Raw genomic sequence first — 12829 nt, 5'->3', positions numbered from 1 at the left:
TGCTATGCGCCTTGTGCAGACCTCTTCCACTCCCCATAATCTGTTTCAACACCATGTGATCAATACTGCGGCGAAAAAGACCGGACTATGATCGCGTGCGAAAGCTTGGGAGGAGCAACATATGTCGGAAAAGATTTACGACGTCCCGTCCGAATGGGCTGGCAAGGCGCTGCTGAACGAAGAACAGTACAAGGCCATGTACGCCGAGTCAGTCAGCGACCCTGATGCGTTCTGGGGCAAGCACGGCAAGCGTATCGACTGGTTCAAGCCCTATACCCGCGTGAAGAACACCACGTTCGACCCCGGCCATGTCTCGATCAAGTGGTTCGAGGACGGCGTCACCAATATCGCCTATAACTGCGTGGACCGGCATCTGGAGAAGCGCGGTGATCAGGTTGCGATCATCTGGGAAGGCGACAGCCCGGAAGAATCCCGGAACATCACCTATCGCGAGCTTTACGAGCAGGTGAACAAGCTCGCCAATGTGCTGCGCAACCGTGAAGTGAAGAAGGGTGACCGCGTCACCATCTATCTGCCGATGATCCCCGAGGCGGCATATGCGATGCTCGCCTGCGCCCGCATCGGCGCCATTCATTCCATCGTGTTTGGCGGCTTCTCCCCCGACAGCCTGGCCGGCCGTGTTTCCGACTGCGGCGCCAAGGTCATCATTACCGCGGACGAGGGTCTGCGCGGCGGCCGCAAGGTGCCGCTGAAGGCCAATGTGGACGCCGCCATCGAGCATGTGGAAGGCGGGGTGGACCATGTCATCGTGGTGCGCCGGACCGGCGGCAAGGTGAATATGGAGCCGGGCCGCGACGTCTATTATGACGAAGCCATCGAGATGGTGACCGATGAGTGCCCGCCGGAGCACATGAACGCGGAAGACCCGCTGTTCATCCTCTATACCTCCGGCTCCACCGGCAAGCCCAAGGGTGTGCTGCACACCACCGGCGGCTATCTCGTCTATGCCTCCATGACCCATGAATATATCTTCGACTACAAGGACGGAGATGTGTACTGGTGCACGGCGGATGTAGGCTGGGTCACCGGGCACTCCTATATCGTCTATGGCCCGCTGGCCAATGGCGCCACCACGCTGATGTTCGAGGGTATCCCGAACTATCCCACCACCGGCCGTTTCTGGGATGTGGTGGACAAGCACAAGGTCAACATCTTCTACACCGCCCCCACCGCCATCCGCGCGCTGATGCAGTTTGGTGATGATCCGGTGAAGCAGACCTCCCGTGCGTCCCTGCGTCTGCTGGGCTCGGTGGGCGAGCCGATCAATCCGGAGGCCTGGGAGTGGTATCACCGGGTCGTGGGTGAAAGCCGCTGCCCCATCGTCGACACATGGTGGCAGACCGAGACCGGCGGCATCCTCATCGCCCCCCTCCCGGGCGCGACAGCTCTCAAGCCCGGTTCCGCCACCCTGCCCTTCTTCGGCATTGTGCCCGAGGTGGTGGATGCCGAAGGCAAGGTGCTGGACGGGGTCTGCGAAGGCAATCTGGTGATCGCCGACAGCTGGCCCGGCCAGATGCGCACCGTCTATGGCGATCATGAGCGCTTCGAGCAGACCTATTTCGCCACCTATCCCGGCAAGTATTTCACCGGCGACGGCTGCCGTCGTGATGCCGATGGCTATTACTGGATCACCGGGCGCGTGGATGATGTGATCAACGTCTCCGGCCACCGCATGGGCACGGCGGAAGTGGAAAGCGCACTGGTGGCGCATCCCAAGGTTTCCGAGGCGGCCGTGGTCGGCTTCCCGCATGACATCAAGGGTCAGGGCATCTATGCCTATGTGACGCTGATGGAAGGCGAGCAGCCCACCGATGAGCTGCGCAAGGAGCTTGTGGCCTGGGTGCGTCAGGAAATCGGCCCCATCGCCGCGCCGGACAAGATCCAGTTCGCGCCGGGCCTGCCCAAGACCCGCTCCGGCAAGATCATGCGCCGCATTCTGCGCAAGATTGCCGAAGACCAGTTCGAGAGCCTCGGCGATACCTCCACCCTGGCGGATCCCGGCGTTGTGGATGATCTCATCGACAACCGCCAGAACAAGCACTGAGGCAGCGTGTTCCGGGCGCGGCTCACATACCGTGCCCGGCCATGCTTCCACACCGGTTTGACCTCCCGACGTTTTGCAGACCCTGTTTTCCTGAGCGGTGCCGGTTTTCCGGCACCGTTTTTTATGTGCATTTCACATGCCCCACCGGATGAAGGGGCGACCACCATCTTTTTGCTGCGATGAGCGCCCATAAAGGGGGCAGATGAGGAGCGGCCTCTTCCGTGCGGCTCCCCTACCCCTCGTCGCCTGCCTTCATCCTCAGCGCAGGCTCAGGGCCGATCAACGGCAACGCCCGGAAACGATGCTCTCTTTCCGGGCCAGACAGCGAGAGAACTCTGTCCATGGTTTCTTCCCATAGCTCCCACTGCGCCATTCAGCTTTCCGCGCAGCCGCTCCGGCCCCGTGGTCTGCGCCCCCTTCTGGCGGCCGGTGTATTGGCGGCGCTCTGGAGTGCATCCGCGCTGACAATGCCCGCCTATGCGGCAGATACCCCCCAGCCACGGCCGGTGCAGAGCGAGGCGGCACCACCCGCTGCTGCCCCTGCGGCACATCCCGCCCCCGCCGCCACCTCCGAGGCCACAGCCCCCAAAAGTGACATGACACAGAACACTGCATCGGCCGCCGCCAATACGCCTGTCGGGAACTGGCTGCTGGAGGATATTCAAGGCCGTGGCGTGATCGACCGTATCCGCACCGACCTCAATATCAGCGCGGATGGGCGCGTTTCCGGGTCGGGCGGATGCAACCGCTTCATGTCGCAGGCCAAGATTGATGGCGAGAAGCTCACCTTCGGCCTGGCCGCCTCCACGAAAATGGCCTGCCCGCCGGCTGCGATGGATCAGGAAGCGCGCTTCCTGAAGCTGCTGGAAGAGGTGAAAAGCTGGCGCGTGGATGCGGCGACCCAGAAGCTGTTCCTGCTGGATGACAAGGGCGCCCCCCTTCTCACCTTCTCGGCCACCACCCCGGACGAGTAAAGGAGGGCGGATCTTTCCTGCCCTCCCCATTCCCGAACAAGGGTCTGGACAACGCCATCGCACCTGCCGGTGCGGTGGCGTTTTGCTGTGAAAGGCCAGCGTTTCTCCCGCCTTGTGGACGGTGAGACATGGGTCCACGAAGCGGAGCGAGACAGGGATTGCGCGGGAAATGAAGCCCGAAAAAGTCCGCAATGCGGACCTGAACGGACCGGATGGCGCCTTGGGGGGAAATACCATCCGGTCCGCCTCCCATGCCGGTCAGGGCTTGGCATGGGTTCTTCAACGGACCTTGAGGGAAGGGAGACGCTCTTCCACCAGGTCCGAAACCTGCGGGCGCTCCCAGTGCGGAAGGGGGGATTACCCGGCCGCATGCATGGGTGGAATACCGTATCTGGCTGCCACCAGAAATAGTACACCTACGCCTGTGGAAAGAGAGGTAGCATCCACCCCGGGCATCAACAAGGTACCTTTGGAAAGGTTCCGATCAACTTCCTGTCATAGGGTGAGGTGCTGCGACATGGGCCTTCTCCTCGGCCGGATGCACCAGGGCGCGACGTGCAACTGCATATCCCTCCTCCTGATTTGCCCGAATTGCGATGTCGGAGAAGTCATAATCCTTGGTGGCATGCTCCCCCGGCAGGCCCTGTCGCACGAAGCGTGTGATGGTGGTGGAGGCACCATCTCCCATGAGCTGGATATAGATGGGCAGGCGCTCGGTCCGGGCCCGTTCGGCAGGGGCCATCCGGCCCATCAGATAGTCGATCATCCGGCGATAGTTCTCCACCTTCTCCCGGTGCAAAAGGTCATTATGCACCCGCTCGGCGAAGACGATCTCGTCGCGTCTGGCCATCACTTCCAGCATGTTTTCCGGCAGTGGCCGGTGGCCGGAAAACAGGTCCACAATGAAGACCCTCTTACCATGGGAGCCGCAGCGCTCCAGCACCATGTCCAGAGGCGAGTTGGAAATGATGCCCCCGTCCCAATAGGCCCGCCCGTTGATTTCCGTCCACGGAAAGCCCGGCGGCAGGCTGCCGCTGGCCAGCAGATGGTCTGCTGTCAGGTCATCCACATAGCTGTCGAACACGCTCAGCGTGGCCTTGGTGACATCGACCGCGCTCACCAGCAGGCGCACCGGGCTGGTCTTGAGCGCCTTGAAATCCACATAGCGCTCCAGCAGCGCCTTCATCGGGGAGGTATCGTAGAAGCTCGTCCAGTTGGCGGGCCACATGGCCGGGCCCAGTTGCGGCAGCAGCCAGCGCGGGGTGAAGAAATTCGGCACACCACAGGTGATGACCCGCATGGCCGCCAGAAAGCGCCGCATATCCGCCAGGGGCAGCAGGGGCGTATTCACGGTGAGATCGGCCCAGAAGCTGGAGAGCGCCTCGGTGGCATGGCGCGGATGGGCGGCGATGATGGCCCCGTTCAGCGCGCCGATGGAAACGCCGGCGACAATATCGGGGAAGATGCCATCTTCCTCCAGCGCCCGCACCACGCCGCACTCGAAAGCTCCCATCGCCCCGCCGCCCTGAAGGATCAGCGCGGTCTGTGTGGGAATCTGCTTCAGCACATAGGCGCTCTCGTGCAGCTTGTCCTTGATGGGGCCCAGCCCCACGCGATGGCGGATGAGTCCCTCCGTCACCCGCGTCTCATCAGGCGGGCGGCCAACCGAGAACAGAGCCCGGGGCACATCGCCCTTGAGGTAGAACATGGCGTAGGAGCCGTCATCCAGCTTCCCGCGAGAGATCCAGTTGTCCGCCCCCTCGGTCAGCCCCAGCACATTGAAGCCGATATCGCCCACCTCGCAGAAGAAGTAGGAGACCTCATCATAGGGCATGCGCCGGCCCAGCATGTTGCGGGCGGCCAGCCGGCCCTGCTTCAGCGCATTGTCCCAGTGCTCGATATGGCGATGATGGGCGAAAACGGGATCATAAAAGGTGGTGACATCGCCTGCGGCGAAGACATCCGGCGCGCTTGTGCGCAGCAGGGCATCCACCACCACATATCCGTTCTCCAGCGCAATGCCGCTATTGTCCAGAAAGGCGGTCGCCGGGGTCACGCCAATGCTGGCCACCATCAGGTCACAGGGAATGCGCGCGCCGGAGGTGGTTTCCACCTCCTCAAGCCGGTCTCCGCCATGCAGCGCCTTCACCGTCTCGTTCAGCAGAACGGTGGCGCCCCGCTCGCGGGCATAACGGCAGAAATATTCCGAAAGGCGCGGCGCTTCCAGATGGCGCAGCAGCAGGTCTCCCTGCTCGATGATGGTGACCTCAAGCCCCACATCCAGCAGGGCCATGGCAATCTCCATGCCCAGAAAGCTGCCGCCCAGCACAGTGGCGCGATGCGCATCGGGAATGGCGGCGCGGATGGCGCGGGCATCCGTCATGTGGCGAAGCGTGAACACGCCCGGCAGATGTGAGCCCGGCACCTTCAGCGGCTTGGGTGTCGCGCCGGTGGCGATCAGGAGCTGGCCATAGGTGATCTGCCCGCCGCCCAGCGTTGTCACCACATGGCGGGCGGAATCCACCGCCACCACCCGCTCGCCCAAAGCCAGATCGATCCTGTTTTCCGCGTAGAAACCGGGGGGATGGATGAAGATGCGGTCCGCCTCCTCCAGCCCCAGCAGCACCTGCTTGGACAAGGCGGGATGATGGTAGGGCGGCAGATGCTCCGAGGAAACCAGCAGAATGGAGCCCTCCGCCCCCTCCTGCCTCAATGTGGCCGCGGCCGCGGCGCTGGCCATTCCCCCGCCAAGCAACAGATAATCGGCATGGCGCACCTGCCCCATCTTCAGCCTGGGCGACATGGACGGCGCCGGAAGGCCCTGCGGCGTGTCCTCGGCAGTGCGGGGGGCAGGCAACGCCTCTGCCCCTTCAGGCGCGTCGGCCGGTTTGTCCGTCATGAGGCTCTCCCTGCTTTCACGCATGATCAGGCCGCCGTGCGGGCGGTCTGCCCTGCTCTACCGATACCCTGCGCAGATGAAGCTTTTTGCGCAAATGCGGCTCCGCTTCAGAGCAGCGTCACTCTACCACCACAGTTTACCATTCTGCATCCTTTGGTGGCAGCGACACAAAAGCACTTTCCGCCCCGCATGGATGCTGCGCCCGGCCCCGGAAAGCCACGCGGGTGCGAAGGGAAGAGGGATTGGCAGGGCGGATTGACCACCGCGAATGGTGCCCAAACAAGCATCCGCGCGCATTTTTGCAGTGCAGCAGGTGCCTTTCTCGCAGGCACCGAAGATTTTGTCGCCCGCCTTCTTTCCCCCTTCAGTCTTGAGATATTCCACATATGTGCACATTCATTTTGTGCACGACTATATTTTTGTCTTTTTCTTGCTTTCCCTTAGAGTTCGATCAGGCTGACATGAGTTGGCTCTGCGTCATCCGGGCGTCGCGCCATGGAGGGAGAGTCGGCCCGCCAGCATGCGTGAACCGGCTGACGACAATGGGGCTGCGCCCGATGCGCAGGGGAGAGACGGGATGGATACGAACGGCTTTCACGAGGCCGAAGTGCGCCTCAATGCGCAAAAGCGCATAGAGCAGACCCAGGAGCGAATCGCGGGCGGCGGCTCTTCCAGCCTGCATGTGCCGGAGACCTTCACCCGCGCCTTCCTGTCCGACATGGCGCCCGAGGATATCCTGCCCCTCACCCCCGCCTTTCTGGCGGACCTCACCCGCCGGGCCTGGGAGCATGTCTCCACACGCCGCGCCGGCACCAGCGATGTGCGCCTCTATAATCCGCCACTCACGCCGGATTCCCCGGATACGCCCATCACCATCATTGAGGCGGTGAATGATGACATGGCGTTCCTGTTCGATTCCGTGGTGGGCGCGGTGGCGGCCCGCGGTCTCGAGCTGAAGCTGGCCACCCACCCCATCCTGCATGTGGAACGGGACCTTCAGGGCCGCGTCAAGGGGCTGGATGCCTCCGGCCGTGACGGGGCGAAAGGACGGCGCGAAAGCCTGATCCACCTGCACATTCCCGCCATCAGCCCGGCCGAGGGGGCGCAGCTGCGTGGCGAGATCGCCGAAACGCTGGCGGATGTGCGCGCCGCCAATGAGGACTTCCAGAGCATGCGCCGCCAGGTGCTGGCCATGGCGGACAGCTACAGGCAGGGGCGCAACGGGGTGAGCGGCGCACAGGCGCAGGAGGCGGCCGACCTGCTCTCATGGCTGGCGGCGGACAATTTCATCTTCCTTGGCCTGCGCCATTACGACCTTTCAGAGGATGGCGGCCTGCATGAGCTGCCCGCCAGCGGCCTTGGCGTGCTGCGGGACCCGGCGGTGCATGAGCTGCGGCTGGGCGACATTCCGGTCATCACCACGCCTGAGATCCGCGCCTTTCTGGCCTCCTCCCAGCCCATCCTCTTCACCAAGGCGAGCCTGCGCGCACGCGTGCACCGGCGCGACACGATGGATTATGTGGGCATCAAGACCCATGATGAGCAGGGCCGCCTGACCGGAGAGGTGCATGTCATCGGCCTGCTCACCTCCAGCGCCTATACCCATTCCGTGCGGCAGATCCCCTATCTGCGGCTGAAGGCGGATGCGGTGATCACCGCCGCCGGGCTGGAGCCGGAAAGCCATTCCGCCCGCGCGCTCTCCACCGTGCTGGAAACCTATCCGCGCGACGATCTCTTCCAGATCGATCCGGACACGCTGCTCGCCCATGCCCGGGACATTCTCTCGCTTTATGATCGCCCCCGCGTGCGCCTGCTGCTGCGCCGCGACCAGTTCGACCGGTTCATCTCCGCCCTTGTCTATGTGCCGCACGACCGGTTCGACAATTCCGTCCGTACCCGTATCGGCGAGCGGCTGGCGGAAGCGTTTGACGGGCGCGTGAACTCGATCACCGAGACCTTTCTCACCGGCGTGCCGCTGGTGCGGGTGCATGTCATCATCGGCCGCCATTCCGGCCACATGCCCACCGTGAGCCGGGCCGCGCTGGAAACGGAAGTGGGTGCGGCCACCCTGTCCTGGCGGGACCAGCTCTACCAGGCCATCGTCACCACAGAAGGCCACAGCCGGGAAGGACACAGCGCTCTCCAGCATCGTTATGCCGATGCCTTCGGGGCCGGATACCGCACCGCCTTCGATGTGGAAACAGCGCTGGATGATATCAGCCGGATGGAACGGCTGAGCCCGGAGCGGCCGGTCGCGCTCGATTTCTACCGGCGCGAGAGTGATGCGGAAAACCGCATTTCCCTGCGCCTGCTGTCCTATGGCGCGCCGCTTCCCCTCTCCTCCCGCGTGCCGATGCTGGAGAATATGGGGCTCAAGGCCATCAATGAGCGTACCTATCGCCTTTCCCCGGCCGATATGGAGCGCTGCTGGCTGCATGACATGACACTGGAGCGGGCGGATGGCGAGCCCATCTCCGTCTCCGGCGCGGCCGAGCGGCTGGAGGACTGCCTGAACGCCGTTCTGCGCGGGGCGGCGGAAGATGACGGCTTCAACGCCCTGGTGCTGGATGCCGGGCTGGACTGGCGCGAAGCCGCGCTCGTGCGCACGCTGGGGCGCTATCTGCAACAGGTCGGCATCCCCTTCTCGCAGGATTATCTGTGGCGGGTGCTGGGCCGGCACGAGCAGCTCACCCGCATCATCGTCTCCCTGTTCAAGGCCCGTTTCGATCCCGCTCTGGACACCGACGAGGCCGCCCGCACCGCCCGGGAGGAGCCGCTTCGCGCCGAGCTGGAACAGGAGCTGGCCGCCGTCTCCAGCCTGGATGACGACCGTATCCTGCGTCATTTCATCAATCTGGTGGATGCGGCCCTGCGCACCAGCTTCTACCAGAAGGAGCAGGATGGGCAGCCACGCGGCTCCATCGCCATCAAGTTTGAAAGCGCGAAGGTGGACGGGCTGCCCCTGCCGCGTCCGCTCTATGAGGTGTTCGTCTATTCTCCCCGCGTGGAGGGCGTGCATCTGCGCTTTGGCAAGGTGGCGCGCGGTGGCCTGCGCTGGTCCGACCGTCCGCAGGACTTCCGCACCGAGGTGCTGGGGCTTGTGAAGGCGCAGCAGGTGAAGAATGCCGTCATCGTGCCCGTGGGCGCGAAGGGCGGCTTCGTTCCCAAGCAACTGCCCGCCGGTGGCCCGCGCGAGGCGGTGCAGGCGGAAGGCCGGGCAGCCTATGAGGTGTTCATTTCCGCCCTGCTGGATCTGGCCGACAATCTGAAGGATGGCGCGGTCATCCACCCGGCCGATACCGTGCGGCTGGATGGAGACGACCCCTATCTGGTGGTGGCCGCCGACAAGGGCACGGCCACCTTCTCCGATACCGCCAATGCCCTTTCCCATCGCCATGGCTTCTGGCTGGATGATGCCTTCGCCTCCGGCGGCTCGGTGGGGTATGACCACAAGGCCATGGGCATCACCGCCCGCGGGGCATGGGAGGCGGTGAAGCGCCACTTCCGTGAAATGGATATCGACATCCAGACCACGCCGGTGACCGTGGCCGGTGTGGGCGACATGTCGGGCGATGTGTTCGGCAATGGCATGATGCTTTCACCGGCGCTGAAGCTGGTGGCGGCGTTCGACCATCGCCATATTTTCCTCGACCCGGAGCCCGAACCCGCCCGCGCCCATGCCGAGCGTGTGCGCCTGTTCAACCTGCCCCGCTCCTCCTGGGCCGATTATGACCCGGCGCTGATCTCGGAAGGGGGCGGCGTTTTCCCGCGCGATGCCAAGAGCATCACCCTCTCGCCGCAGATACAGGCGGCCCTGCGCTTCAACCGCGACAAGACCACGCCGAACGAGCTGATCTCCGCCATCCTGAAAGCGCCGGTGGACCTGCTCTTCTTCGGCGGCATCGGCACCTATATCCGCGGCAGCGCGGAGAGCGATGCGCAGGTGGGGGACCGGGCCAATGACGCCATCCGCATCACCGGTAGCGATCTCAATGCCCGCGTGGTCGGCGAAGGCGCCAATCTGGGCATGACCCAGCGCGGGCGCATCGAGGCTGCCCGTCGCGGCATCCGCCTCAATACCGATGCGATCGACAATTCCGCCGGCGTCAACACCTCCGACGTGGAGGTGAATATCAAGATCGCCCTGGCCCATCCGCTGGAGCAGGGTGAAATCACCCCCACCGAACGCGCCACTCTGCTCCGGCAGATGACGGATGAGGTGGCGGAGCTGGTTCTGCGGAACAACTATCTCCAGACCCTCGCGCTCTCGCTGGCGGACAGGCAGGGGGCGGATGACCTGCCCTTCCAGCAGCGCATGATGCAGGTTCTGGAGGCGGAAGGCGCTCTGAACCGGACCGTGGAGGTTCTGCCCTCGGATATCGAGATTGCCGACCGGCGCGCCCGCAACGAGCATCTCACCCGGCCGGAGCTGGCAGTGCTGCTGGCCTATGCCAAGCTCACCCTGCATGATGCGCTGGTGGCCTCCAGCGTGCCGGATGATCCCTATCTGGCCCATGAGCTGACCACCTATTTCCCGCCGGAACTGCGCGAGCGCTTCCCGCAGGCCATCGCCACCCATCGCCTGAAGCGTGAAATCATCGCGACCGGCCTGTCCAATGCCATCGTCAATCTGTGCGGGCCGGCCAGCTTCGTGCGCATTTCCGACCAGACGGGGGCCGATGCCGCCGCGCTGGCCCGCGCCTTTGCCGCCGTGCGCGACAGCTATGACCTGCCGGCCCTGAAGGCCGCCATCGATGCGCTGGACAACAAGGTGAGCGGCGCGGTGCAGCTCTCGCTCTATGCCACCATTCAGGATGTGGCCGTGGGCCGCATCCTGTGGTTCCTGAGCAATGTCTCCTTTGCCGAGGGCATTGAGGCGGTGGTGAAGCGGTATCGCGCCAGCATCAGCGCCGTGATGACCGCGCTGGATGACAGTCTGCCCGCCCATTGGCAGGCCGAGCGGGAGGCGCGCATTGCCGAACTGGTGGCCGCACAGGTGCCGGAGGATCTTGCCCGCCGCATCGCCTCGGTTCAGGCCCTTTCGGCGGCGGCCGATATTGCCCATCTGGCCCATATCACCGGCCGCCCTCTCCCCGATGTCGCCCGCACATTCTTCGCCGTGGGCCGCTATTTCGGGGCGGATGACATTGTGCGTCAGGTCCGCTCGATTTCCGCGCAGGACTATTATGACCGGCTGGCGCTGGACCGGGCCATGTCCCAGCTTGAAACCGGGCTGCGGCGCATCTGCGGGCAGGTGCTGGCAGATGGCCTGAGCGGCCAGCGCGGGCTGGAAAGCTATGTGGAGGCACACCGCGATGAAGTGGAGCGGATGCATGGCACCATCCGCAATATCGTCGCCTCCGGCCTTTCCCTGTCCAAGGTGACGCTGGCGGCCAGCCTGCTGGGAGATCTGGTGCACCAGTAGAACTCCGCCACAGCAGCGCGCCGAGACACAGCAGGCCGGGGCATGGCATGCCCCGGCCATTTTGCTGCCTGCCCTCTGATGGACAGGCTCTCTTCCTCAACAGATACGGGAACCGGAACGCGGTTCAGGCGTTGTTTCAATATCCTGCACTTCAGTGCGGCACATGAAGAGGGGTATGATGGAAGACGCTCAGATTGGCTGGATCGCGGCCATCATCATCGGCGGCCTCGCAGGCTGGATCGCATCCGGCTTCATGAAGAGCAATACCGGCATCTTCGCAAACATCATTCTGGGCATTATTGGCGCAGCCATCGCCAATTTCCTGTTCGGCATGCTGGGTGTGAGTTTTGCGGGCTGGGTCGGCTACCTGATCGCGGGCATTGTCGGCGCATGTATCCTGATTGGCGGTGCAAGAGCCGTCAGAGGATAGCGCCCGGGCGGCCAAGGCGGGGCAGCACAGCATCCCGAATGCCGCCGGACGGTATGGAAATCAGGTGAACAATCAGGCGCGGCCCGGACAAACCGGCCGCGCCTGCGCCTTTTTTCAGCTTTTTCAGCCCGCCAGCTCCCGGCTGCGCCGGGCCGCGGCCTCTATCGCCTCTTCCAGCAATGGGCCAAAGCCCTTTTCTTCATCCATCAGCACCGCAAGGGCCGCAGCCGTGGTGCCGCCGGGAGATGTCACATTCTGGCGCAAGGTTGCGGCATCCAGATCCGATTGGGCCAGCAATGCGCCGGAACCGGAAACGGTTGCACGGGCAATGCGCGCGGCAAGATCTGCCGGAAGCCCCGCCTTCACGCCGGCCTGCGCCATGGCCTCGGCCAGCAGGAAGACATAGGCCGGGCCGGAGCCGGAAACGGCTGTCACGGCATCAATCAGGGCCTCATCATCCACCCATTCGGCACTGCCAACGGCACCCAGCAGGGCCGTGGCCAGTTCCCGCACCGGCGCCGTGGCGGCCTGATTGCCCACCGCAACGCTGACCCCCTGCCCGATAGCCGCCGGCGTATTGGGCATCACGCGCACAATGGCGGTGCCCGGAGCGAAGTGGGATTCCAGAAAGGCCAGCGGCCGGCCGGCCATGATGGAAACCACAAGCGTGCCCGGCCCCACATTCTGGCGAATGGCCGGCAAGGCCTCGGCCGCGACCTGCGGCTTGACCGCCAGCACGATGACGGATGGGGTCTCAAGAGCGGAAAAATCCGGGTTCACCCGCACACCACGCTGCCTCAGGGCTTCTGCGCCCTCGGCAGAAAGATGGGGGTCCAGCACAACAGCCTTCTGCGCAGGCAGGCCCAGATCCAGCCAGCCAGCCAGCATGGCTCCGCCCATCTTGCCTGCACCCATCAGCACCACAGGCCCGGAAAGCTCGTTCAGCGCCATCTTCATCCCTCATGCTTGCCATGCCGGGCACCTGCCGCCCACCGCATGCTCGTAGCGCATTATGTATGGGAAAGTCAGGAATCAG

At 64.1% G+C, this 12829-nt stretch carries 6 protein-coding genes; 4 read left to right on the top strand and 2 right to left on the bottom strand.

Annotated features, from left to right (window positions below; genetic code table 11):
- Window positions 1-121: 121 nt before the first annotated feature.
- Window positions 122-2065 carry an acetate--CoA ligase gene (gene acs / locus ACT6QG_RS05925; RefSeq protein ID WP_444976649.1) on the top strand — a complete coding sequence of 648 codons (1944 nt, stop codon included), beginning with the start codon at window positions 122-124 and terminating at the stop codon, window positions 2063-2065.
- A gap of 341 nt (window positions 2066-2406) precedes the next feature.
- Window positions 2407-3039 carry an META domain-containing protein gene (locus ACT6QG_RS05920; RefSeq protein WP_444976648.1) on the top strand — a complete coding sequence of 211 codons (633 nt, stop codon included), beginning with the start codon at window positions 2407-2409 and terminating at the stop codon, window positions 3037-3039.
- A 484-nt stretch (window positions 3040-3523) separates the two neighbouring features.
- On the opposite strand, the gene ACT6QG_RS05915 is transcribed toward ACT6QG_RS05920, so the two are convergent.
- A complete protein-coding gene (locus ACT6QG_RS05915; protein WP_444976647.1) occupies window positions 3524-5938 on the bottom strand; it encodes an FAD-dependent oxidoreductase in 2415 nt (804 codons plus the stop codon).
- Between the two features lie 520 nt (window positions 5939-6458).
- Between ACT6QG_RS05915 and ACT6QG_RS05910 the strand changes: the two genes are divergently transcribed.
- Together ACT6QG_RS05910 and ACT6QG_RS05905 are read left to right on the top strand one after the other, a co-directional pair.
- Window positions 6459-11363, top strand: coding sequence for an NAD-glutamate dehydrogenase (locus ACT6QG_RS05910; protein WP_444976646.1), 4905 nt, complete (start codon window positions 6459-6461; stop codon window positions 11361-11363).
- 178 nt (window positions 11364-11541) lie between these two features.
- Window positions 11542-11793, top strand: coding sequence for a GlsB/YeaQ/YmgE family stress response membrane protein (locus tag ACT6QG_RS05905; RefSeq protein ID WP_444976892.1), 252 nt, complete (start codon window positions 11542-11544; stop codon window positions 11791-11793).
- 123 nt (window positions 11794-11916) lie between these two features.
- On the opposite strand, the gene proC is transcribed toward ACT6QG_RS05905, so the two are convergent.
- Window positions 11917-12744, bottom strand: a complete 828-nt coding sequence (gene proC, locus ACT6QG_RS05900; protein WP_444976645.1) for a pyrroline-5-carboxylate reductase — start codon at window positions 12742-12744, stop codon at window positions 11917-11919.
- Window positions 12745-12829 lie beyond the last annotated feature (85 nt).

Source organism: Haloleucobacter ellipsoideus, from assembly GCF_052491725.1.
Note: the sequence above shows the minus strand (reverse complement) of the source record. Positions and strands in the feature narration are given on the sequence as shown.

Coding starts and splice junctions, on each gene's coding strand:
- acs (WP_444976649.1), top strand. CDS start 122: ATGTCGGAAAAGATTTACGACGTCCCGTCCGAATGGGCTGGCAAGGCG.
- ACT6QG_RS05920 (WP_444976648.1), top strand. CDS start 2,407: ATGGTTTCTTCCCATAGCTCCCACTGCGCCATTCAGCTTTCCGCGCAG.
- ACT6QG_RS05915 (WP_444976647.1), bottom strand. CDS start 5,938: ATGACGGACAAACCGGCCGACGCGCCTGAAGGGGCAGAGGCGTTGCCT.
- ACT6QG_RS05910 (WP_444976646.1), top strand. CDS start 6,459: ATGCGTGAACCGGCTGACGACAATGGGGCTGCGCCCGATGCGCAGGGG.
- ACT6QG_RS05905 (WP_444976892.1), top strand. CDS start 11,542: ATGGAAGACGCTCAGATTGGCTGGATCGCGGCCATCATCATCGGCGGC.
- proC (WP_444976645.1), bottom strand. CDS start 12,744: ATGGCGCTGAACGAGCTTTCCGGGCCTGTGGTGCTGATGGGTGCAGGC.